This window comes from Streptomyces sp. NPDC003635 (genome assembly GCF_053587635.1).
Window position 1 is genome coordinate 88157 of record NZ_JBSFOK010000017.1, and the last position, 21439, is coordinate 109595.

General features: G+C 70.6%; 20 protein-coding genes and 2 pseudogenes. 10 read left to right on the forward strand and 12 right to left on the reverse strand.

Annotated elements, in window-relative coordinates:
* Positions 1 to 16: 16 nt before the first annotated feature.
* Both ACWDRW_RS18255 and ACWDRW_RS18260 read right to left on the reverse strand, forming a co-directional pair.
* Positions 17 to 302, reverse strand: a pseudogene (locus ACWDRW_RS18255) (IS5/IS1182 family transposase); the annotation flags it as partial.
* A 24-nt stretch (positions 303 to 326) separates the two neighbouring features.
* Positions 327 to 1514, reverse strand: coding sequence for a M20 metallopeptidase family protein (locus ACWDRW_RS18260; RefSeq protein WP_451724310.1), 1188 nt, complete (start codon positions 1512 to 1514; stop codon positions 327 to 329).
* Between the two features lie 244 nt (positions 1515 to 1758).
* On the opposite strand from ACWDRW_RS18260, the pseudogene ACWDRW_RS18265 reads away from it, so the two are divergent.
* Positions 1759 to 2010, forward strand: a pseudogene (locus ACWDRW_RS18265) (transposase); the annotation flags it as partial.
* 53 nt (positions 2011 to 2063) lie between these two features.
* Here ACWDRW_RS18265 and ACWDRW_RS18270 read toward each other — a convergent pair.
* From ACWDRW_RS18270 to ACWDRW_RS18295, 6 genes are all read right to left on the reverse strand, one after another.
* Entirely contained in the window at positions 2064 to 2834 is a 771-nt protein-coding gene (locus tag ACWDRW_RS18270) for an anti-sigma factor (protein ID WP_451724311.1), read from the reverse strand.
* Between the two features lie 16 nt (positions 2835 to 2850).
* Positions 2851 to 3414, reverse strand: coding sequence for a sigma-70 family RNA polymerase sigma factor (locus tag ACWDRW_RS18275; RefSeq protein WP_451724312.1), 564 nt, complete (start codon positions 3412 to 3414; stop codon positions 2851 to 2853).
* A gap of 47 nt (positions 3415 to 3461) precedes the next feature.
* Positions 3462 to 4166 (reverse strand): class F sortase, encoded by a 705-nt coding sequence (locus tag ACWDRW_RS18280; protein ID WP_451724314.1) that lies wholly within the window; start codon positions 4164 to 4166, stop codon positions 3462 to 3464.
* Between the two features lie 72 nt (positions 4167 to 4238).
* Positions 4239 to 5075 (reverse strand): DUF4397 domain-containing protein, encoded by an 837-nt coding sequence (locus tag ACWDRW_RS18285; protein WP_451724316.1) that lies wholly within the window; start codon positions 5073 to 5075, stop codon positions 4239 to 4241.
* A 401-nt stretch (positions 5076 to 5476) separates the two neighbouring features.
* Positions 5477 to 6169 carry a GAF and ANTAR domain-containing protein gene (locus tag ACWDRW_RS18290; protein WP_451724319.1) on the reverse strand — a complete coding sequence of 231 codons (693 nt, stop codon included), beginning with the start codon at positions 6167 to 6169 and terminating at the stop codon, positions 5477 to 5479.
* A 382-nt stretch (positions 6170 to 6551) separates the two neighbouring features.
* Entirely contained in the window at positions 6552 to 7289 is a 738-nt protein-coding gene (locus tag ACWDRW_RS18295) for an SDR family NAD(P)-dependent oxidoreductase (protein ID WP_451724322.1), read from the reverse strand.
* Between the two features lie 84 nt (positions 7290 to 7373).
* Here ACWDRW_RS18295 and ACWDRW_RS18300 point away from each other — a divergent pair, with 84 nt between their 5' ends.
* Entirely contained in the window at positions 7374 to 8015 is a 642-nt protein-coding gene (locus ACWDRW_RS18300) for a TetR/AcrR family transcriptional regulator (RefSeq protein ID WP_451724324.1), read from the forward strand.
* A gap of 302 nt (positions 8016 to 8317) precedes the next feature.
* Here ACWDRW_RS18300 and ACWDRW_RS18305 read toward each other — a convergent pair whose 3' ends face one another.
* Together ACWDRW_RS18305 and ACWDRW_RS18310 are read right to left on the reverse strand one after the other, a co-directional pair.
* Entirely contained in the window at positions 8318 to 8995 is a 678-nt protein-coding gene (locus tag ACWDRW_RS18305) for an NUDIX domain-containing protein (protein WP_451724325.1), read from the reverse strand.
* Complete coding sequence (locus ACWDRW_RS18310) at positions 8992 to 9375, reverse strand: DUF4406 domain-containing protein (RefSeq protein ID WP_451724327.1); 384 nt, start codon at positions 9373 to 9375, stop codon at positions 8992 to 8994. The genes ACWDRW_RS18305 and ACWDRW_RS18310 overlap by 4 nt, the downstream gene beginning before the upstream one ends.
* Before the next feature lie 49 nt (positions 9376 to 9424).
* On the opposite strand from ACWDRW_RS18310, the gene ACWDRW_RS18315 reads away from it, so the two are divergent.
* Positions 9425 to 10183 (forward strand): DeoR/GlpR family DNA-binding transcription regulator, encoded by a 759-nt coding sequence (locus ACWDRW_RS18315; protein WP_451724329.1) that lies wholly within the window; start codon positions 9425 to 9427, stop codon positions 10181 to 10183.
* A 196-nt stretch (positions 10184 to 10379) separates the two neighbouring features.
* Here ACWDRW_RS18315 and ACWDRW_RS18320 read toward each other — a convergent pair whose 3' ends face one another.
* Positions 10380 to 11525, reverse strand: a complete 1146-nt coding sequence (locus tag ACWDRW_RS18320; RefSeq protein ID WP_451724330.1) for a YeiH family protein — start codon at positions 11523 to 11525, stop codon at positions 10380 to 10382.
* Positions 11522 to 12709 (reverse strand): TauD/TfdA family dioxygenase, encoded by a 1188-nt coding sequence (locus ACWDRW_RS18325; protein ID WP_451724332.1) that lies wholly within the window; start codon positions 12707 to 12709, stop codon positions 11522 to 11524. Before ACWDRW_RS18325 ends, ACWDRW_RS18320 begins: the two co-directional genes overlap by 4 nt.
* Positions 12710 to 12909: 200 nt before the next feature.
* Here ACWDRW_RS18325 and ACWDRW_RS18330 point away from each other — a divergent pair, with 200 nt between their 5' ends.
* The 7 genes from ACWDRW_RS18330 (at position 12910) to ACWDRW_RS18360 (ending at position 21375) form a co-directional block, all read left to right on the forward strand.
* The gene (locus tag ACWDRW_RS18330) at positions 12910 to 13932 is read left to right on the forward strand and encodes an AraC family transcriptional regulator (protein ID WP_451724334.1); all 1023 of its coding nucleotides are present in this window, start codon (positions 12910 to 12912) and stop codon (positions 13930 to 13932) included.
* A gap of 401 nt (positions 13933 to 14333) precedes the next feature.
* Positions 14334 to 15392, forward strand: coding sequence for a 3-keto-5-aminohexanoate cleavage protein (locus ACWDRW_RS18335; protein ID WP_451724335.1), 1059 nt, complete (start codon positions 14334 to 14336; stop codon positions 15390 to 15392).
* A 37-nt stretch (positions 15393 to 15429) separates the two neighbouring features.
* Positions 15430 to 16404: a quinone oxidoreductase family protein gene (locus ACWDRW_RS18340; RefSeq protein WP_451724336.1), complete on the forward strand. Its 975-nt coding sequence runs from the start codon at positions 15430 to 15432 to the stop codon at positions 16402 to 16404.
* Positions 16405 to 16480: 76 nt separating this feature from the next.
* On the forward strand, positions 16481 to 17380 hold the full coding sequence (locus ACWDRW_RS18345) for a TauD/TfdA dioxygenase family protein (RefSeq protein WP_451724338.1): 900 nt from the start codon (positions 16481 to 16483) through the stop codon (positions 17378 to 17380).
* A 61-nt stretch (positions 17381 to 17441) separates the two neighbouring features.
* Positions 17442 to 18755 carry an MFS transporter gene (locus ACWDRW_RS18350; protein WP_451724339.1) on the forward strand — a complete coding sequence of 438 codons (1314 nt, stop codon included), beginning with the start codon at positions 17442 to 17444 and terminating at the stop codon, positions 18753 to 18755.
* Complete coding sequence (locus tag ACWDRW_RS18355; protein WP_451724341.1) at positions 18752 to 19375, forward strand: RBBP9/YdeN family alpha/beta hydrolase; 624 nt, start codon at positions 18752 to 18754, stop codon at positions 19373 to 19375. Before ACWDRW_RS18350 ends, ACWDRW_RS18355 begins: the two co-directional genes overlap by 4 nt.
* Positions 19372 to 21375, forward strand: coding sequence for an acetoacetate--CoA ligase (locus tag ACWDRW_RS18360; RefSeq protein WP_451724343.1), 2004 nt, complete (start codon positions 19372 to 19374; stop codon positions 21373 to 21375). Before ACWDRW_RS18355 ends, ACWDRW_RS18360 begins: the two co-directional genes overlap by 4 nt.
* The last annotated feature ends 64 nt before the right edge of the window (positions 21376 to 21439 follow it).

The following is a 21439-nucleotide window of genomic DNA, read 5'->3' on the forward strand; positions in this document are numbered from 1 at the left end:
CCGACTGTCCCACGGGCACATGAAAGGTGAGGACGGCCTGGACGAGTTTGGTGATCTGGATGGTCGAGCCCCGTAGTTTGCGTTGCGGCCGCCAGGACTTGAGGGTGGCGACGGCGTGTTCGGCGAGGGCGCGGATCTTCGCGTGGGACCGGGGTACGGATCGTGCCGCTGGCGCCCCGGTAGACCTTGTCCGACCAGCACGGGATGCCGACGCCGGCGAGGCCTTCGAGGATGCCGTGTTCGCGGGCCGCGCGGCTGTCGTGGACGGCGCCGGGCAGTGCAGGTGCGGCCCACAGCAGTCGTTGCCCGGCCGACCGGGATGCAGCTCAGGCGAGGGCATCGAGACGGTGTGACAGGAACCCCGCCATCGCGCGGACCCCGATACCGATCGCGTGCTCGTCGGCAGCGAAGTCCGGGGAGTGGGGGACCCCGTTGATGCCCGCTTCCGGGTTGGCGACGCCTAGGTAGAACATCGCTCCGGACACCTGGTGCAGGAAGTACGCGAAGTCCTCGCCGTTGAACGGATACGCCGCGTGCAACGCCATGACCGCGTCCGCCCCCAGGACGCCTCGCAGGTACGAGGCTGCCGCCGCGTTGAGCTCCGGCGAGCACACCATGGCGGGCAACGGAGGCTCGGTGAACTCCACCCGCCCACGGGGCAGCGCATCCACCCGGCGCCGCACCTCCTCACGGATCTCGGCGTACTGGCTATCAGGCCAGGCCCGCACGTAGGCGTCCACGCGCGCGCCGTCATCGCACGAGCTCGCATAGGACAGGGCGTGGACAAAGCGCGCCAGCGGGCCGTCCGGGGTCTGCATGTCGTCCATGAGCTGCTGGAGCTGTCCGGGCGTCTGCGGGCGCCCGACAGTCGACAGTCCGCCGATCATGGCGACGAGCTGCTTGGCGTCGTCGTCGGCGCCCGGCCCCGCCAGCTCGATCCGGAAGCGGTCCTGTCCCGGCTGACCCGGTCCGATCGCGAACGTGCCCACTGGATTGGCGCCGCAGTGCAGCGCGTAGATCTCCCGTGGCGGGGTCCGCTCCAGGACCCCGTCCTCGATCATCGCCCGGGCGCCCTCGCACGTCTCCTCGGCCGGCTGGAAGACGAAGACGACCCGGCCGTTCAGTCGCTTGCGCAGCCGTGCGAGGACCAAGGCGATACCCACCCCGATCGCCGTGTGCAGGTCGTGGCCGCACAGGTGGGCAGCCCCCGGGACCTGCGAGGCGAAGGCACAGTCGAACAGTTCGTCGTCGTCGACCGCGTCCATGTCGGCCCGGTAGGCGACCGTCGGGCCCTCACCCGTACCGTCGAGCACCGCCACCACACCGTGGCCGCCCACGCCGGTTACGACGGCCAGACCCGCGGCGCGAAGCCGCTCGGCGACCAGTGCTGAGGTGCGCCGCTCCTCACCGGCAAGATCGGGATGCCGGTGGATGTCGCGGCGCATCCCGATCAGCTCATCGTCGATCTCGGCCGCAATCTTGTCGATCATCGCGTTGTCCAGCACGGAAGACATGCGCCGGAGGCTACACGAGCCGATCTCCAACCCTGCCTTGAAGTTGGCAAATCCGTTGCGCCAGGTCGTGCGCTTGTCGGAGTGCTCGTGCGGGAAGCGCTCACCTAGTTGGCTTGTGGTGCGTACAGGGGCGGTCTTGTCGGACCGCCCCTCGTGGAGCACCTCAGAAACCGAGCTCCAGGCCTATGAGTTCGCCGACGGCTCCTGCGACCCGGCGCAGGGGGAGGAACTGGCCTCCTGCCGCAGGGCGAAGGTGCATCACCGGATCGCTTTCCAAGCCGTGATCGTCGCCACCGGGATCTCCGCCACCGGGCACCGCGACATCCTCGGCCTGATGGTCGGCGACAGCGAGTCGAAGCCGTTCTCGACGAAATTCCTGCGTTCGCTGCGTGCCCGGGGCCTGTAATAACGTCCAGCTCATCCTCTCCGACAGCCACAGCGGGTGGCGGCCGCTATCCGCACCGGCTTCCTGAGGGCGGCTGTACGAAGCAGCCGGGCCCGGCCGCTCAAGCCCGCGGGGCGGAGGGAGTTTCCGCCATCGCGTCGGTGTCAGCTGGCGTAAGGCCCACGTACGAAGCTGTCGCCCGAGTGGTCGGGTTTGCCGTTGTAGGGCTGGAGGGAGACGTCGACCTCGGAGTATTCGGTCAGGTCGACGTTGTCGGGGACGGGCAGTGTCGCGTGGCCGTCGGGGCCGAGGACGCCCATGGAGATGAGCTTGGTGTGGGTGCTGTCCATCAGCCAGACCTCGAAATAGCCGGCCGTCTGGGGCAGTCCCTTCACCGTGATGTCCAGCTGGCGGTGTCCGTCGCTGTCGCTGAGGCTGGCATAGCCGGCCGAGTTCGCCTGAAGCGACTTGAGTCGATTGCCGTCTTCGGCGGACGGAGCGGCGGTCGTGCTGTTCTGCGTGATCCACCAGGTGATGCCGGAGCCGGCCGCGGCGCCGAGCAGGGCGGTGCACGCGGCCAGGCCCACGGTGAAGCGCGCGAGCCGTCGCCGCTTGCCCAGCGGGCTACCACCCGTCGGCGGCCTGCCGTTGCCGCCGCCGGACGCCGGGGCTTCCGCATCGACGTCCGGCGAGCGCCGGTCGGACACTCCCGCATCCGCCGCGCCAGTCACCTCCCCGTCCGTCACGGACAGGTTCAGTTCATCGACGACGGCGTCCCACACCTCGGAGGGCGGTGACAGCAGGTCGCGGTCCATGAGTGAGGGAGCCGTCATGGAGGTGGCCACCCGGCGCAGTGTCTCCAGTTCCTGACGGCACCGGCCGCAGGTGAGCAGGTGGTCGGAGACCGAGGGGGACGGTTCCTCTCCCAGCGCCACAAGCGTGAGCGTTCCGTCATCCGTGTGTTCCACCGTCCACCTCCAACCGGTTCTTCATGCGCATCAATCCGCGCCGTGTGTGACTCTTGACCGTGCCCAGCGGCAGCCCGGTGCGTTCGGCGATCTGGGCCTGCGTGAGGTCTTCGTAGAACGCCATTTTCAGCACGGTCTGCTGCTGCTCGGGCAGCCTGTCCAGCTCGTCCGTGAGCAGTACGAAGTCCAGCACCCCGTCTGAGGGTGCCGACTGCTGCGGCTGCTGCCCCGCCGTCGACGCGGCGGTGGCCGCCTCGACGTCCCGAAGATGCCGCGAACGCCGGGTGAGGGCGTCGGCGACCTTCTTGTACGCAATGCCCATGATCCACGTCTTCAGAGAGCCGCGCTGTGCGTCATATCCCTTGCGTCCGCGCCAGGCACCGACGAACACCTGCTGCGTGACGTCCTTGGCCTCCTCAGCATCGCCCAGTTTCCTTGCCGCCAGGGTGAAGACCAGGGCGCCCCAACGCCGGTACGCCTCGGTCAGGCATGACTCGTCGCCCTCGACGAAGCCATGCCCCAGCTGCTCGTCGGAGGCCGAGGTCACGGTCGCCACACTAGCCGCCAGGACCTCGGATCCGCCCCAGGTGGATGTCACCTCGGCCTCTCAACGGCTGTGACGACGAGGTTGTTCTGATATCCGCCCTGGTCGGAAAGGTACGGTCCGGCGCATGTGATGAGCGTCAGAACGGCGGGGCCGTCGCGGCGGAAGGCGCCAGAGGCCGAGAGGGCGTCCTTGGCGACGGTCCGGCGGGCGGTGATCTGGTACGTCACGCGTGCGCCGTCCGCGCGCTGCACGAGCACCTGGTCTCCGCGGCGTACCTCGTTCAGCGCGACCAGGACTCCCAGGCCCTGGCCGTCGGAGTCGACATGCCCCACCACGACCGTGGACCCCTTCGGTGCCCCCGGCGCGGGAGAGAACCGGTACCAGCCGACCCGCTGGGGATCCTTGGGGATCTCGACCTGTCCGTCGGCGGCGACTCCGACGGGATCGACCGGCGCGCTGATGCCCAGTCTGGGCAGGGACAGCCGGGAGGGCTGGGTGGCAGCGGCATCGTTGCCTGACGTGGCGCTGCCTGACGCGTCCCCGCCTGTTCCGCCCGTGGCCGCCCGTTCGGTCGCTGGGGCCTCGCTCCGCGCCCCGGTCGTAGCAGCCGCGGCAGGCACACGGCCGAAGTCGCTGCCGACCGCGTCTCTGTCCGGCCAGGAAGCCACGGCGAGCGCGGCCGCGACGGCGCACCCGATCAGCGCCAGACACAGTCCGGCGACCAGGCCGCGCCGCGACAGCGGTCTACCCATACCAAACCCCTCACCGGTTCTCGGCAGCCCAGGTGCCGCATCCGACGGCACCTGGGCTCTTGCGTCGTCGCGTCAGCGTGCGGAGGACCGCAGCTTGAGGAGAAGACCGGCCGCCATCAGGGCCGAGAAGGCGCCCAGTGAGAGAGCGCCCAGCGGCACGCCGCCGTTGTGGGCGGCTGCCTGTCCGCTCTCACCGGCGGGAACGCCGCCAGGCGCGGAGTGCAGACCGCTCAGGGTCTGCGTCGCCAGCGCCAGGTTCTTGTCCTCGGCGCTGCCCCACGCGTAGACGATGGTGTTCGTGCCTTCGGCCAGGTTCAGATCGGCCGGGCCGATCGCGACGGTGTCGGTTCCGGCCAGGACCACGTCGGCGGAGACCGTGCCGGCCGCCACCTCACCCTTGGCTTCCTTGGGATTCTCCAGATTCTTGAACACAGGGGTCTTGTCGGCGCGCACATCGACCGCGGGAGCGGCGGCCACGTGGCGCACGGTGAGACGGGCCTTGCCCGCAGGCACCTGGGACGTGTCGTTGACGAACGCGTCCAGCGCGGGATCGCCCTCGGCGGTCAGGTGAGCGACCAGGGTGGCGTTGGCACCGGCCGGCACGTCCACGGTCTTCTCAATGGCGGGCGTTCCGTCGGGGCCCTCACCGTCCTTGAAGATCTTGATGTCGTAGGAGCCGGCGTCGAGCTTCATCGGGTCGGTCAGGGTGCCGGGCTTGAAGTCGGCGATGAGTTCCTCGCTCCCCGCGTAGACGTCGACCGTCAGGCCCGGCACGGCATGCAGCACCGACACGGTGGCCTGATCATCGTCTGCGGCCTGCGGCTGCGCGAGAGCCGGGGCGCCGGCGGTGACAGACAGGACAACAGCGACTGCGGCGGTCACAGCCGCACCCGCGACACGAGTGGTCATGGCGGATACCCCTTCCGTTGTTCGAGCGCATCTCGAACCTCGTGGAAAGGCATTCCGCCGGCGACGCGGGGACGGTTTCAGAAGAGGCCGACATTTTTTGAGTGGCCTGTGCGGCCAAGGTCACCGGCGTCACCGGCCGCGGCCTGCCCCCGGCGGGGTGTGGTGGATCCCGGCGTCACGAACTGGGGAGCGCCGTGGCCTCGTAGCTCGTGCGTGGAGGGATCGAGGTGGTCGGGGTGCCGGGCGTTGGCGCCGATGCAGTTCCGTCTGTTACTGCAGTCAGTTCAGGAGCGGGAGCTGCATTGCGCACTCCCGGTGGCCGGCGTCGATTCCCAACGCACCGGTGCGGCCATGGTCGCGGTGGCGTGGGCCGGTGTCACCAGGCTTCGCGCGTGCCGGGGTCAGGCCGGGTCGCTGTTCTCCCCCCGGACCTTCTGGGCGACATCGCGCAGCTTGACGTTGTGGTGCTGGGAGATGCGTCGCAGCACGTTGAAGGCGTCTTCTTCGCTCAACTGATGCCGCTCCCTGAGGATGCCTATGGCCTCGCCGATGGCGTGCCGGGTTTCCATGGCGTGCTCGAGCTGGTCAATGGTGCGGGCGCTGGACAGGGCGACGGCGGCGTGCGAGGCGAGCATCCAGCCGGCCGTTTCGATGTCCTTGCTGAAGGTTCCGGGCCGACTGGCGTAGAGGTTGAGGGCTCCGAAGTCCTCGTTGTCGGTGTACAGCAGTACGCCGGTCATGCTGCCAATGCCCAGATTGCGGGCTTCGGCCGCGAAACGTTCCCATGTGGGCTGGGGTTGGCGGACGTCCACGATCCGATACACGCGCTCGCCGCCCTTGCTGCTGGCCAGATCGAAGCAGGGACCCTCGCCGAGCTCACCTTGCAGCCGGTCGGACTCACGGACGACGTCTCCGCAGGCGGCCAGGGTCACGGCCCGGCCCTTGCGGACCGAGAGAATTCCGGCGGCACTGCAGCCGTCAATCAGCGTCACCGCAGACGCCACGATGTGATCCAGCGTTGCCTGGACCGAGTCCTGGGCGAGTAGATCCCGTGCGAGCAGAGCCATCTGCTCGGCGTAGTTGCGCCACTCCACCGCCACCACCCACCTTGATCGCCGGTGCGGACACCCTACGCCAGCTTCTCCGCTTCCCGGTCAGGTACGGCTCTGAGGAGTTGCGGGGGTCCACGGGTGAGGGAGGTCCGGGGGGTGCGCTGGAATGGACTGACCTGTGGCCATTTCGGTGTCCGCTTGCCTCGCCTGCCGTCCGGTCTCCTGATGAGATGAATGAGCATCCAGCGAAGCTCGGCGTGGCCCCTGCGGGAGCCGGTGGTGGCGACCGGTGGCCGAGGTCGTCCTTGGAAGCCGCGGCCGCGATCTTGGTCTCGGGCGCACCGGGACTCGTACGGCGCACACGCGGGGACGTGAAGCGCGGCCCGTCGCGTCGAGGCAACCGGACGCCACCACCGACCGTCGTTCAGGCCCGGGTGTAGCCGCCGTCGGCGAAGAGTTCGGCGCCGGTGACGAACGACGAGGCGTCCGAAGCCAGGAAGAGGGCGGCCTCCGCGATCTCCTCGGCGTCGGCCAACCGCCCCAGGGGCACGACGGCCTCGGCGAACTGGTCGCCGTCCGGCCCCGCGGCGCCCAGCAGACCAGGGGTCCGGGTGGGTCCCGGGCTGAGCACGTTGACCCGGAAGTGGCGCTCCCGCGACTGCCGGGCCCAGTTGTGCACCAGGTTGCTCACCGCTGCCTTGGAGGCGCTGTAGACCTCGAGGTGCTCATTGGGCCGCACGCTGTTGCTCGAGCCGATGACCAGGACGGAGGCGTTCTCCGCCAGCAGCGGAAGCGCCTTCTGAACGGTGAACAGTGTGCCTTTCACGTTGACGGCGAGCGTGAGGTCTACGTTCGCCTCGCTGTGGGCGCCGAGCGCGGCGTCCGCGACGATGCCCGCGTTGGCCACCAGCACATCGATGCGTCCAGCCTGCTCACGCACTCGTGCGTAGAGCGCGTCCAGGTCGGCCAGGACCGAGACGTCGGATCGTACGCCGGTGACCGCAGGGCCCATCTCCTTGACTGTTGCTTCGAGGCGGTCGATGTCCCGGCCGGTCACGAAGACCCGTGCGCCTTCCCTCACGAAGCGGTGGGCGATGGCCAACCCGATCCCGCTGGTCCCTCCGGTAATCACGGCCACCTTCTCCTGCAACACGCCTGGCATGGCGAACCCTCTCAGTTATGGAATGGATCGTCCACAACGTAGGCAGTAATGGACGATCGAGTCAAGAATGGTTAGGCTCACACCATGGCGAGACCACGCGCTTTCAACGAACGCCAGGTCCTGGATCAGACCCGGGAACAGTTCTGGGCCACCGGCTACGCGGGGACCCGGATGGACGACATCGCTCGGGCGACCGGCCTGGGCAAGGGAAGCCTGTACGGCGCATTCGGCGACAAGGGCAAGCTGTTCCACCGGGTGTTCGGCGACTGGTGCACCGCAGTGGTCGAGGTGGCCGAAGAGCGGCTGGCGGGCGGCCCGGAAGCAGAGGCCCTGGACCGGCTGTCGGAATACGTGCACCTGATGGCAGAGAACACGGCCTCCGACACCGAGCAGCGCGGGTGCCTGCTGGCCAAGGGCGCGGCGGAACTGGCCCAGCTCGATCCGGTGGTCGCGGAACGGTCGGCCGAGACCATGAAGGCACTGCTGAGTCTGCTGCGGACGGAGATCAGCGCCGCCCAGCGCCACGGCGACATCGACAGCGCAGCGGATCCGGAGCGGTTGGCGGCGCTGCTGCTGACGGTTGTCCGCGGCATCGAGGCGGTAGGCAAGGCCGGTCTGGACCCGGAGACGGTGCGGAGTGTCGCCGACACCGCCTTGGCCGTCCTGCCCATGCCCGAAGGGCACAAACGCCCCGCGACCGGGCGCAGGCCGGCCCGCGAGAAGTAGCATCCACCGGCCGTCTGGTGCCTGGTCCCGCACGGGTTGGCCTGGGCGTGATCAGCCATCCGGGCGGCCAGGTCAGCGGGCGTGTCGCGGCGGCGATGCGCAGGCCGACCATGCCGCGTTCCAGCCGCAAGCCCGTCCAGGCCCTGGGCGCACCGTCAACGGCACACAGCGACTCCCCTGGTGCGTGGCGGATGCGCTTCGACGGCGGTCGGTTCGTCGCGCAGCCCGAGCTCGCTGCCGGCTGCCGCGCAAGCCCCGGTTGGCCCATGCACCCGTAGCGGGGTGGGCCGAGGGCGGGAGTGTCAGCCAGTGCCTGCGGCGGGCGCGAAAGGGCCGTCCAGGGCAGCCCATTGCAGGAGCAGGATGGTCTTGCCGTCGGTGATGCGCCCGTCGCGGATCATGGCGAGGGCGTCGGCGAAGTCCAGTTCAAGGACTTCAATGTCCTCGCCGTCCTCCTCCAGCCCGCCACCGTTTCCGGTGCGGTCGGCCGGAGTGTAGGCCGCGGCGTAGAAGTGCAGGCGCTCGGTGACTGAGCCAGGGCTCATGTAGGCGTCGAGGATGTGAGCGAGCGGGCCGAGGGTGACTCCGAGCTCCTCGGCGCTCTCTCGACGGATGGCAGCGAGCGGGTCGTCGCCGTCGAGCAGCCCGGCCGCGGCCTCGACGAGCATGCCGTCCGGGTGGTCGTTCACGTAGGCCGGGTAGCGGAACTGACGGGTGAGCAGCACCCGTCCGCGCTCGGCGTCGAAGGGCAGGACGACGGCGCCGTCGCCGCGGTCGTAGGTCTCGCGCTGTTGGGTGACCCAGCGTCCGTCGCGGCGTCGGTAGTCGAAGGTCGTGCGGCGCAGGACGTGCCAGCCCTGAGAGGTGAGCTCCACGTCGCGGACGACTACGTCGGGATTGCGGTCCAGGTCGCGTCCAGCGCGGTTGAGGCCGGTGCGGCCGCGGTGGTCGGGGGTGTCGACGCCGGGGCGGGCGTTCACGCGGTCTCCTGCGGGACGCGGCTCGGAATCTCCTCCACGGAGTAGTAGACGGGCAGGCCGCGGCGGCGGGCGGTGGCGACGTCCTGATCGGCCCCAGCGGACTCGCCGGGAAGCCGGAGTACCGCGTCGCAGTGGGCGAGCAGGCGCTCAGCGGTCGGATAGAGAACCTGGTCAGCGAGCGGATCGGTGGGGCCCGCGCCGGCTGAGCGCAGCACCGGCAGAGCGACCCACTCGCCGATCACGGGGAGGTGGCCGGTGGCGAAGACCGGCCATGCCGCCGATTCGAGGCGGGCGAGGTTGGCGGCCATGGCGTGCGGGTCGCCGTCGGTGCCGGAGCGGTAGGGCCCGGCAATGAGGATGAGCATCGGCTTGTCGGTCATGGCACGCTACGATACATGCAGAAACGTGCAAGAACAGGAGAGAATACGGATGCTGGCTGCCGAACGGCGCGATCACCTGCTGGGCCTGCTCACTCGCGAGGGCAAGATCGTCGCCAAGGACGTCGCCGCCGAACTGGGCATCTCCGAGGACAGCGTGCGCCGCGACCTGCGCGACCTCGCGGCCGAGGGACTGTGCCAACGGGTCTACGGCGGAGCCCTGCCCGTGTCGCCCGCCGTCGCGGACTACGCCGCCCGGCAGGCCGTTACCCCTGACGGCAAGCGGAAGGTCGCCGCAGCGGCCGCCGCGCTGGTGCGGCCCGGCAGCGCCCTGATTCTGGACGGCGGCACCACGGCGCTCGCCGTCGCGCACGCGCTCCCGGTGGACCTGGCCTGTACCGCGATCACCCACAGTACGACGGTCGCGGTCGCACTGCTGGACCGGCCGCACGTCGAGGTCTTCCTGCTCGGCGGCCGCATCTTCAAGCACTCGGCGGTCGCCTGCGGCGCGGCCGCGGTGGAGGCGGCGCAGAACATCTCCGCCGACCTGTGCCTGCTCGGCGTCACCGGCGTTCACCCGGAAGCGGGTCTGACCACCGGCGACGCCGAGGAGGCGGCGATGAAGCGCGCCCTGGCCGCCCGGGCGGCGGACACCTACGTCCTCGCCTCGTCCGAGAAGATCGGCACCGCCTCACGGTTTCGTGTCCTGCCCTGGGAGGACATCAGCGGCCTGATCACCGACACCGAACCCCGCCACCCAGTCGTCGAGCAGCTCACGGCGCTCGGCGTGGAGGTCCTGACAGCAGGCTGAAGCGACAGGCTGATAGTGCGACCGCAGGAGCACCGATCTCTCTCTTCTGCTTGTGGCGGGGAGGGCCGCCCCTGCCGCGTGTCACCAGTGGCGTCGACTCTCCTCACCCCAGAGATCAGTGCCGTGCGAGAGGTCTGCCTCGGAGCATCTCCGGGCGGAAGAGGCCGTCGCCATGACCCTCACGGCGCCGTGACCCTCACCTGGCCAGATCGAGGAAGTGGAAGGCCAGGCTGGTGGCGGTCACCACCAGCCAGAGGCAGCCTCCGAGGATCAGGGGCGCCGGGCCGGTGCGGCGCAGTGTGGCGGGTTGGGTGGAGAGGCCGATCGCGGACAGGGCCACGGTGATCAGGAAGACGGCGAGCGCGCTGAGCGGCGCATGGGCGCCGGAGGGGATGAGACCGGCGGTGTTCACGGCCGCCAGAGCGAGGAAGCCGACAAGGAACCACGGCACCAGCCGACCGACGCGCAGCAGGCCGGCGCCACGGCGGCCGGGGCCTGCCGCGTGGGCGTCATTCGCCGTGCCGGTCGCGCCCGACAGTGCCTCGGCCCTCCGCGCGCGGCGGCGGGCGAGCGCGGCGAGGCCGAGGCAGATGGGGATGATCATCAGCGTGCGGGCCAGTTTGACCACCACCGCCTCGTCCGCCGCGGGGTCGCCGTAGGTGGCGGCCGCGGCCACCACCGAGGACATGTCGTTGATCGCGGTGCCGGCGAACAGGCCGAACGCCTCCTGGCCCATGCCCAGCAAGTGGCCGACGGCGGGGAAGGTCAGCACCGCCGCGATGTTGAAGACGAAGATCGTGGAGATGGCGTAGGCCACCTGTGCCTCGGCCGCGCCGATGACCGGCGTGACCGCCGCGATCGCGGAGGCGCCGCAGATACCGGTGCCCACCCCTATCAAGGTGCGCAGATCGCCTACGACACCGAGGCGGCGCCCGATCCAGTAGGCGGCCGTAAGACACGCCGCGAGGGTCCCCAGCATCACCGGCAGTGAGCCGACGCCGACCCGCAGCACCTGGCCCAGGGAGAGTTGCGCGCCCAGCACCACGACGGCGGCCTGGAGCACGCCGCGTCCGGCGAGGGTGATGCCGGGCCGCAGCCGTTGCCCGGGCCGCACCACCACCGCCACCAGGATCCCGAGGACGACCGCGCTCACGGGCCCGCCGACGACCGGTGCCAGGCGCCCCGCCGCGGTCGCGACGAGGGCGACGGTCACGGCGAGGGTGAGTCCCGGCAGCCGGACGGCGAACCCGGTGAGCCGGGCGGTGAGCGCGACACCGTGCTTTTCGGCGGCGGGGCGCGGCCGGATGGTTCGTGACCTGGACGGGTAGCCGGCGTTCGTCATGACGGATGGGTCCTCAGTTCGTCTCGACCGGCGCGCGGCGGCGGACAGCCGCGGCCGGGGCGCTCCATGCCTGGGCCCCGGGGGCGGATGACGTCGCGCGGGGCGACTCCGGTGCGGGTCGCGGGGCGCTCGGCTGCTCCGGTCGCCTGTTCGTCCGGGGTGGTGCCGTCGGGGCGGGCCAGCCACAGGCGCAGCAGATGGCGTTGCGCCTGCGGGGCGTCGAAGTCGTCGTAGGCCGAACGGCCGTGCAGGACCACGTGGTTGTCGAGGAGCAGGAGGTCTCCGGGGCCCAGGTGCAGTTCGAGCCGTACGGCGGGGGAGGCGGCCGCGGTGTCGATGAGCGTGTACAGCTCACTGTCGACGTCCCCGGCCCTGCCCGGCTCGTTGTCGACGCCTCCGACTCCGCCCGGCTCTCCGTCGATGTCCCCGACTCTGCCCGGCTCACCGGCGCGGAACCCGCCGGCCAGGCGGTCACGGTCGTAGCGCATGCTGGGTCTGTCCCCGTGCCGGGTGACCAGGGGCGAGAGCAGGGAGGTGTCCTCGCCGGAGTCCTGCTCCGGCTGCCGGTCGAAAGGGTGTGTGCGGTACAGGTGCCGCGCCAGGTCGGGCCGGGCAGCGAGCACGGCGTTGTGCACGGCCGCGGCACTGGCCAGCAGCGTGTGCCCGCCCGCACGTGCCGGGCGCAGGCACAGCAGGCCCAGCAGATCGGACTCGGCGGTGTGGAGCCGTATCGCCGCCCGGGTCCGGTAGGCGGGCGGCGCGCTGCCGCTGGGCACCGCTCCGAAGTCCCGGACGTGGCACAGGGTGCGGCCGTCGGACGTCTGCGAGACGGGCTGGCCGAGGTACTGTCCGAGCCCGTGCAGCACGATGCCCGCCTCCGCCTCGCCGAGCAGGTCCGGTGGGACGCCCCTGAGCAGGACGAAGCCCCGGCCCCGGGTCAGTGCCGCTTCGGCGCGCTCGAGTACGGCGGAGAGGCTGGGCAGCGGGAAGTCGGCGACCGTCACCCGCAGCAGGGGCGCGGCACGCCGTCGCACCGTGCGCACCGCCGTACGTAGCTCCTCCTGGTGCCCGGCGGACAGGGTCAGGACCCAGTCGTCGCGGCCCGCCACAGCGGGCCCGTGCCACAGGGCGGGACCGGTGAACGGGGTGATCGGCACGGTCGTCGCGTCCGGGGTTTCGGCCATGGTCGCCTCCGTGAGGTGGGGAGAGCCGGGCAGCTCGGGGACGGCCCCGCGGCGGACGGGCGGTCGGCCGCCGGACCCTCGCCGCGTGGCCGCAGGGCCGCACAGAACGGGGATGCTAGGAAAGGGACGCGCCTCATGCTTGACGTACAGGGACGGGAAACTTAACTTCTGGGGACCCTGCCGTTCCCTGGAGCGTGTCCATGAGGCCTCTGGCCCGTACAGCAGCACTGAACGGCTACGTCGAGCTGAGCCGTTCGCTCGGCCTGGATCCCCGGGCGCTGATGACGAGCGTGGGCCTGGACACCGCGGATCTCGCCGTCCAGGACCGCTGGATCTCCGGCACAGCCGTGGTGGGCCTGCTGGAGCTGTCGGCCGCCCGCTCGGGGCGTGAGGACTTCGGCCTGCTCCTGGCGGAGCGGCGGCGCTTTTCCAACCTGGGGCCGATCAGCCTGCTGGTGCGGGAGGAGCCGGACGTGCGCAACGCTCTGGCCCTGCTGATCCGCCATCAGCACACCTACAACGAGGTCCTGCACGCCCGGCTGTCGGAAGGTCACGGGGTGGCCACGCTCAAGATCGACATCGAGCTCGGCGAGCCGCGGCCGGCCCGGCAGGCGACCGAACTGGCCGTGGGCGCCTTCCACCGGGTGCTGTGCGGGTTCCTCGGCCCGCTGTGGCGGCCTGCGTCGGTGTGTTTCACCCACCGGGCGCTGAGTGGCAGCGCGGCACACCGGCGTCTGTTCGGGCCGGTGGTGGAGTTCGACTGCGACTTCAACGGCCTCGTCCTCTACACCGAGGACCTGGACGCCCCCAACGCCATGGCCGACGCGCAAATGCGCAGCTACACCCGGCAGTACTTCGAGCCCGTCGCCGCTCCCAGGGAGGCCACCGAGGCCGACCGCGTGCGCGACCTGATCGAGGCGCTGCTGCCGACCGGGCGCTGCTCGATCGAACAGATCGCGCGCAGCCTCGACGTGGACCGGCGCACCGTGCACCGCCATCTGGCCCGGTCCGGCCAGACGTTCTCGTCGCTGCTCAACACGATCCGCAGAGCGCTCGCCGAACAGTTCGTCGCCAACCCCAGCCGTTCCCTGACCGAGGTCGCCACCCAGCTGGGGTTCTCCTCGCTCAGCGCGTTCTCCCGCTGGTTCCACCAGCAGTTCGGCACCAGCCCCCGGCAGTGGCGCAAGACGCGCACCGGTCAGACGGAGACCGGCGCAGACTGAGCGGCGGGGCGCGGGCCGTCGTACGGCACCACGCCACCTGTGGTGGTGCCCCTGCAGAGCGAGGGGACGTCACACCGAAACCTCCGGCAGCGGGCCGATGGACGGCACCGCCCCCCTCAACGGCACCCGCCCCGCCACCGGGTGCGTCCCCGATGGACAAGTCACCTGTCACCACAGGCAAAGCAGGGGCCCGTCGTCAGCCCTACCTTGGCACCACCGCGCAGGCGGTCGGCCTTCCGGAGGAACCCTTCCTGACTCCCTGAGGGACCTCCCTCCGGAACCGGCCTCCGCCCCTTCCGGGCCCGTCAGTCCCCACAGCCGGGCCGCCATCGCCACAGGACGTGTCGGCCGTCCGCCGCCCGTTCTGTGAAGCCGTCTCCCGATGCCAAGGAGAAGCACCCGTGCACTTCCACGACGACTCCCTCTTCCCGGAGAACCAGGAGAAGCTGGTGATCCAGGCCGCGCCGTACGGCCCCGAGTGGCTGCCCGGGGACGCGGACGACCTGCCCCTGACCATGGACGAGCACGTGCAGGCGGCCGTCGACTGCCACAACGCCGGCGCGACGGTGCTCCACATCCACGTACGGGAGCTGGACGGCAAGGGCTCCAAGCGGATGTCCATGTTCAACGAGCTGCTCGGGCGGCTGCGCGAGGCCGTGCCGGACATGGTGCTCCAGATCGGCGGCTCCATCTCCTTCGCCCCCGAGGGCGAGGGCGGCGACGCCAAGTGGCTCGCCTACGACACCCGCCACTTGCTGGCCGACCTCACGCCGGCACCGGACCAGGTGACCATCGCCATCAACACCAGCCAGATGAACATCGTCGAGATCATGAACGACGACGACCTGGAGGGCACCTCCATCGCGAAGCCCGATTACTACCGGGCCTACCGCGACATGGTCGTGGAGGCCGGCCCGGAGTTCTACCTGGAGCACCTCAAGCGCCTGCACGCGAACGGCATCCAGCCGCACTTCCAGCTCGCCCACCTGGCCCAGCTGGAGACCGTCGAGCGGCTGATCCGCGCCGGCGTCTACACCGGCCCGCTCATCCTCAACTACGTGGCCATCGGCGGTGGTTTCGCCGGCCGGCACCCCGCCGACCTGGTCGAGTTCATCCGCCGGGTGCCGGACGGGGCCGTGCTGACCATCGAGAGCTCCATGCGCGCCGTGGCTCCGATGAACGCCGTCGCCATCGCCCTCGGCCAGCATGTGCGCGTCGGCAACGAGGACAACCTGTGGCGCGCCAAGGGCGAGCGGATGTCGTCGGTGGCCCAGGTCGAGCAGATGGTGCAGATCTCCGAGGCACTCGGCAGGGGCATCGCCACCGGGGCCGACGCCAAGCGCATCTACCGGCTCGGCGAGTACTACAGCGACGCCGACGAGACCCTCGCCCGCCTCGGCATGGTGCCCAACCGCCGTCCGGGGCAGCGCGGCTTCATGCTCCGCGACGCCCAGGCCTGACCCCCCTCCCCCACCCCGCGACCCCTCGGAGTTCCTCGTGGCACATGCCGTCCGCTTCTACGAAACCGGTGGCCCTGACGTCCTCACCTGGGAGGAGGTGTCCGTCGGCGACCCCGGGCCGGGCCAGGTGCGGATCCGGCACGAGGCCGTCGGCCTCAACTTCGCCGACACCTACTTCCGTACGGGGCTGTACCCGGTCCGGCTGCCCGACGGACTCGGGGTCGAGGCCGCCGGCGTGGTGGAGGCGGTCGGCGAGGGTGTCACGCACGTCGCCACGGGGGACCGGGTGACGTACACCGGCAGCCCGCTCGGCGCGTACAGCACCGAACGGGTCATGGACGCCTCGCACCTGATCCCGTTGCCCCAGGAGATCAGGTGCGAGACGGCGGCCGCGATGACCATGCGCGGCCTGACGGCGGCCTACCTCCTGCGCAGGATCCATCCGCTGCGCAAGGGAGACACCATCCTGCTGCACGCCGCCGCCGGCGGCGTGGGCCTGATCGTGGCCCAGTGGGCCGCACTGCTCGGCATCCGTGTGATCGGAACGGTCTCCAGCGAGGAGAAGGCGGAGCTCGCCCGCGCACACGGATGCGAGCACGTCATCCGCTACCGGCACGAGAACGTGGCCGAGCGGGTGCGGGAACTGACCGACGGCGCGGGTGTGCCGCTGGTGCTCGACAGTATCGGCAAGGACACCTTCGCCGCCTCACTGGCCTCGCTGGCCCGCCGTGGACTGCTGGTCTGCTTCGGCACCGCTTCCGGCCCCGTCCCGCCGATCGACGCCATGCAACTCGCCGTCCACGGCTCGCTGTTCGTCACCCGGCCCGCTCTCGCCGACTACATCGCCGACCCTGCCGAACGCGACGTTCTGGCCGGAGAGCTGTTCGCGCACGTCTCCTCGGGGCGCATCGCCATCGAGATCAACCAGCGCTACGGACTCGACGACGCCGTGCAGGCCCACCGCGACCTGGAAGCCGGACGCACCACCGGATCCTCCGTCTTCACCCTGTGAGCCGCCCGCCTTCGGGCAGGCCCAGGGATCCCTGTGAGCACCGCACCCTCCTCCCCATCTTCTGGAGTGAGCACTCATGACCGACACCCTCTCCTCCGCCCCGCCTACCGGCTCGCGGCGCACCTCGATCGACGTGGAACCGCTGACCTGCACCATCGGAGCCGAACTGCGCGGGGTGAGCCTCGCCGACGCGGCCCGCGACGACGACCTGTTCGCCGAGATCAAGAGCCTGCTGCTGCGGCACAAGGTCCTCTTCCTGCGGGACCAGGATCTCTCGCGAGCCGACCATGTCGCCTTCGCCTCGCGCTTCGGTCCCCTGGAGGACCACCCCGTCGCCGGCAGCGACCCCGACCACCCCGGACTCGTCCGGATCTACAAGGACCTCGACAGCCCCCCGGAGCAATACGAGAACGCCCTGCACACGGACGGCACCTGGCGGGTCAACCCCTCGATGGGCGCCGTACTGCGCTGCGTCGAATCACCCCCGGTCGGCGGCGACACGATCTGGGTCAACATGGCGGAGGCCTACCGGCGGCTCCCCGACCACATCAAGGCCCGTATCGAGGGCCTGCGCGCCCGGCACAGCATCGAGGCCACCTTCGGCGCCGTGATGCCCACGGAGCAGCGCCACGCACTGAAGGAACGGTTTCCCGACGCTGAACACCCCGTCGTGCGCACCCACCCCGAGACGGACGAGAAGATCCTCTTCGTCAACGCCTTCGCCACACACTTCGTCAACTACCACACACCCGAGAACGTCCGCTTCGGCCAGGACTACGCGCCGGGCGCGAGCCACCTGCTGACCTACCTGATCAGCCAGGCCGCGATCCCCGAGTACCAGGTGCGCTGGCGGTGGACCCCCAACAGCGTGGCCATCTGGGACAACCGCTCCACCCAGCACTACGCCGTCCAGGACTACTGGCCCGCCGTCCGCAAGATGGAGCGCGCCGGAATCGTCGGCGACAGACCCTTCTGACCTGCCCCTTTCCCCAGCAGTCGAGGTGATGACAATGGAGTTTCACACCACTGCGCAGCCCATGGCCTTGAGCGCGTCGGCCTGGCCCGTCCCCAGACGCTATGCCTGGACGGTCTTCGCCCTCAGCTTCGGCCTGCTGCTCTCGGACTACATGTCCCGTCAGGTCCTCAACGCCGTCTTCCCCATGCTCAAAGCCGAATGGCTGCTGTCCGACGCCGCCCTGGGATCGCTCAGCGGCGTCGTGGCCCTGGCAGTCGGCGTACTCACCTTCCCCATGTCCCTCATGGCCGACCGGTGGGGCAGGGTCCGCAGCCTGCTGCTCGCCGCCACCCTGTGGAGCGTGGCCACCCTGGGCTGCGCCGTGTCGGCGAACTACGGCGAGATGTTCATGGGCCGTCTGTTCGTCGGCATCGGCGAAGCCGCGTACGGCAGCGTGGGGATCGCCGTCGTGCTCAGCATCTTCCCCGTCACCCTGCGCGCCACGCTGTCCGGCGCGTTCATCGCCGGTGGCGCCTTCGGCTCCGTGCTCGGCGTGGCCATCGGAGGCGCCGTGGCCCAGGCGGCCGGCTGGCGCTGGGCGTTCGCCGTGATGGGCGTCTTCGGCCTGGTGCTCGCCGCCGTGTACGGCTTCGTCGTCAAGGAAAGCAAGCTCGCTCCCCGCGAGCGGCCCGCCGACGACGAGGACAGCGGCAAGGAGCCCACAAAGCTGCGCGGCCTGCTGCCCCGACTGTTCTCTTCCGTCTCCGTGATCAGCGCCTACGTCGGCAGCGGACTCCAACTCTTCGTCGCCGCCACGCTCCTGGCCTGGCTGCCGAGCTTCTTCGACCGCTACTACGGCATGGCGTCGGCCAAGGCGGGCGCGACCGCGGGCGGCTTCGCGCTGGTCATCGGCCTGGGGATGATCCTCGGCGGGCTCGTCTCGGACCGCGTCAGCTCCACGGCTCCCCGCCGCAAGTGGGTTGTCGCCGTCGGTTGCAGCCTCGGCTCGCTGCTCCTGCTGAGCATCGCCTTCCAACTCCCCACCGGACCAGCGCAGTTGCTGACCCTGGGGCTGGGCTGCCTGCTGTCGGCCGGCTCCGCCGGGCCCGCGGCGGCCATGGTGGCGAACCTGACGCCCGCCGCCGTCGCCGCGACCGCGTTCGCCACCCTCACCCTGGCCAACAGCCTGCTGGGCCTCGCCCCGGGCCCCACCGTCACGGGCGCGCTCGCCGACCGTGTCGGCCTGCTGGGCGCCCTGCGCGTCGTTCCCCTCGTCGCGATCGCCGCCACCATGGCCTTCCTGATCGGCCGACGCTGGTACGCCCGCGACCTCCTCCGCCTCGACGCTCCGGCGGAGAAGGCGCAGCCCAAGCAACCGTCGGAGACAGGTTCATGAGTTCCGCCCCGGAATCCACCGTCGTCATCGTCCCCGGACTGCGCGACCACGTCGCCGACCACTGGCAGACACGACTGGCCGAACGGCTCGCCGAAGCAGGCCGTACCGTGCGTACCGTTCCCCCGCTGGAGGGCGAGCGGCTCGCCCTGGACGCCCAGGTCGCCAACCTGGCCGCGACGCTGGCGTCTCTGCACGGGCCTCTGCTGCTCGTGGCCCACAGCGCGGGTGTCATCACCACGGTGCACTGGGCGGCGCGCCGCAAAGCCCAGGTGCGCGGCGCGCTCCTGGCCACCCCGCCGGACTTCGAGACCCCGCTGCCGCACGGCTACCCCACCCCCGCCGAACTCGCCCGGCACGGCTGGACGCCCGTGCCCCGCGGGCGGCTGCCCTTCCCGAGCATCGTGGCGGCCAGCGCCGACGACCCGCTGTGCACACCGCAGCGCGCCGCCGCACTGGCCCGCGGCTGGGGCAGCCATCTCGTGGAACTCGGCGCGGTCGGCCATCTCAACCCCGCCTCGGGCCACGGCGAGTGGCTCCTGGCCGAGGAACTGATGGGCAGGCTGGAGTCGAACGCCGTCTCCCTTCCCCCGGGCGCGACACCCGCTGGAGAACGCGGATGACACCCGACCTCGACCTGCTGTGGACACCCGGGCCCCGCGAGTCCGAGGACTCCAATGTCGCGCTGTTCATGGCGTGGCTGTACGAGACCCGCGGCCTGGGCTTCACCGACTACGCCGAGCTGTGGCGATGGAGCTCCACCGATCTGCCCGCTTTCTGGTCGGCGGTGTGGGAGTACTACGGGCTGGAGGCGGTCACCGGCTTCGAGGAGGTGCTGGCCGACGCGACCATGCCCGGAGCCCGCTGGTTCACCGGCGCGCGCCTGAACTTCGCCGAACGGTGCCTCGCCCATGCCAATGACGAGCGTCCGGCCCTGGTGAGCGTGACCGAGGGCGGCGAACCGGCCGAGATGTCCTGGGACCGGCTGCGCCGCGAGGTGGCGGCCGTGTCCGACGCGCTGCGCCGGATGGACGTACAGCCCGGCGATTGCGTCGCCGGGTACCTCACGAACCTCCCGCAGGCGGTGGTGGCCCTTCTCGCCACCGCCGCGGTCGGGGCCGTGTGGACTGTCTGCTCACCCGACTTCGGCACCCCGAGCGTGCTCGCGCGGCTGCGGCAGGCCCGGCCGAAGGTCCTCGTCGCGGCGGACGGCTACCACTACGGAGGCAAGGACCACGACAGACGCTCCACGGTCACCGAGCTGTTGGACGGCCTGCCCACGGTCCGCCATCTCCTGGCCGTCGACACAATCCTCCCGCCGCAGACGGACGGATGGCTTGTGCGACCCGACGTCACCGTGCACGCCTGGTCCGCGCTGCCGTCCACCGACGGAGCGCCGGTCTTCGAGGACGTGCCCTTCGACCACCCGCTGTGGATCCTCTGGTCCTCCGGAACCACCGGGGTCCCCAAGGGGATCGTGCACGGGCACGGCGGCATCGTCGTCGAACTGCTGAAGGCACTGGGACTCGGCGCCGACCTGCGTCCCGACGACCGGTTCCTGTTCGTCACCTCCACGAGCTGGATGGTGTGGAACTTCCTCGTCGGCGGCCTCCTGCACGGCAGCACGATCGTCCTGTACGACGGCAGTCCCACGCGCCCCGACGCCGCCGGAGCCTGGCACGTCGCCGAACGGACCGGCGCGACCATGGTCGGGGTGGGCGCCGCCTACCTCGCGGCCGTGGAGAAGTCCGGCCTGCACCCGGCGGCCGAGTGCGATCTCAGTGCCGTGCGCTCGGTCCTCCAGACGGGCTCGGCCATGGCGACCGGCACCTGGCGGTGGGTGAGCGAACGGCTGGCCCCCGGGACATGGCTCCAGTCGATCTGCGGCGGCACCGACATCTGCTCCGTGCTCGCGGGTGGCTCCCCGCTCCTTCCCGTCCGCGCCGGCCGCATCCAGGGACCGGCGCTCGGCGTGGCACTGGCCGCCTGGGACGAGTCGGGCCGACCCGTGACCGGCGAGCAGGGCGAGCTCGTGGTGACCGCCCCGATGCCGTCCATGCCGCTGCGCTTCGTCCAGGACCCCGGTGACGTGCGCTACCGGGCGAGCTACTTCGACACCTATCCGGGAGTGTGGCGGCACGGCGGCTGGGTGACGGTGGGGGAAGACCTCTCGGTAGTCGTGTCCGGACGTTCCGACTCCACGCTCAACCGCAGTGGGGTGCGCATGGGTTCGGCCGACATCTACGCGGTGGTGGAGCAACTGCCCGGCATCACGGACAGTCTTGTCGTGGGGGTGGAACAGCCCGACGGGGGCTACTTCATGCCGCTGTTCGTCGTGACGGCGGACGACGCGGACCTCGGCGGTGAACTCGACGGCCCGCTGCGGGAGCGGATCACGGCGGCCATCAGGCAGCGGCTGTCCCCACGCCATGTGCCGGACGTGATCGTACGAGTGCCCGCCGTGCCCCGCACACTGACCGGGAAGAAGCTCGAAGTCCCCGTCAAACGGCTCCTGCAGGGCGCACGTGTCAGCGATGTGGTGGGTCAGGGCGCCGTGACGGACCTCCAGATGCTCCATTGGTTCGCGGCATACGGAAGCCGGGCCGGCGGCCGTGTGAAGTGATCGTGGATGCTTAAAGGGCGCCCGAAGGCCCACCCAACGACCATCCCGGTGACCCGGATGGCCT

Excerpts from the sequence above, each read along its gene's own strand:
- ACWDRW_RS18260 (WP_451724310.1), bottom strand. The coding sequence starts at position 1,514 with ATGTCTTCCGTGCTGGACAACGCGATGATCGACAAGATTGCGGCCGAG.
- ACWDRW_RS18280 (WP_451724314.1), bottom strand. The coding sequence starts at position 4,166 with ATGGGTAGACCGCTGTCGCGGCGCGGCCTGGTCGCCGGACTGTGTCTG.
- ACWDRW_RS18285 (WP_451724316.1), bottom strand. The coding sequence starts at position 5,075 with ATGACCACTCGTGTCGCGGGTGCGGCTGTGACCGCCGCAGTCGCTGTT.
- ACWDRW_RS18295 (WP_451724322.1), bottom strand. The coding sequence starts at position 7,289 with ATGCCAGGCGTGTTGCAGGAGAAGGTGGCCGTGATTACCGGAGGGACC.
- ACWDRW_RS18300 (WP_451724324.1), top strand. The coding sequence starts at position 7,374 with ATGGCGAGACCACGCGCTTTCAACGAACGCCAGGTCCTGGATCAGACC.
- ACWDRW_RS18310 (WP_451724327.1), bottom strand. The coding sequence starts at position 9,375 with ATGACCGACAAGCCGATGCTCATCCTCATTGCCGGGCCCTACCGCTCC.
- ACWDRW_RS18315 (WP_451724329.1), top strand. The coding sequence starts at position 9,425 with ATGCTGGCTGCCGAACGGCGCGATCACCTGCTGGGCCTGCTCACTCGC.
- ACWDRW_RS18320 (WP_451724330.1), bottom strand. The coding sequence starts at position 11,525 with ATGACGAACGCCGGCTACCCGTCCAGGTCACGAACCATCCGGCCGCGC.
- ACWDRW_RS18325 (WP_451724332.1), bottom strand. The coding sequence starts at position 12,709 with ATGGCCGAAACCCCGGACGCGACGACCGTGCCGATCACCCCGTTCACC.
- ACWDRW_RS18330 (WP_451724334.1), top strand. The coding sequence starts at position 12,910 with ATGAGGCCTCTGGCCCGTACAGCAGCACTGAACGGCTACGTCGAGCTG.
- ACWDRW_RS18345 (WP_451724338.1), top strand. The coding sequence starts at position 16,481 with ATGACCGACACCCTCTCCTCCGCCCCGCCTACCGGCTCGCGGCGCACC.
- ACWDRW_RS18350 (WP_451724339.1), top strand. The coding sequence starts at position 17,442 with ATGGCCTTGAGCGCGTCGGCCTGGCCCGTCCCCAGACGCTATGCCTGG.
- ACWDRW_RS18355 (WP_451724341.1), top strand. The coding sequence starts at position 18,752 with ATGAGTTCCGCCCCGGAATCCACCGTCGTCATCGTCCCCGGACTGCGC.
- ACWDRW_RS18360 (WP_451724343.1), top strand. The coding sequence starts at position 19,372 with ATGACACCCGACCTCGACCTGCTGTGGACACCCGGGCCCCGCGAGTCC.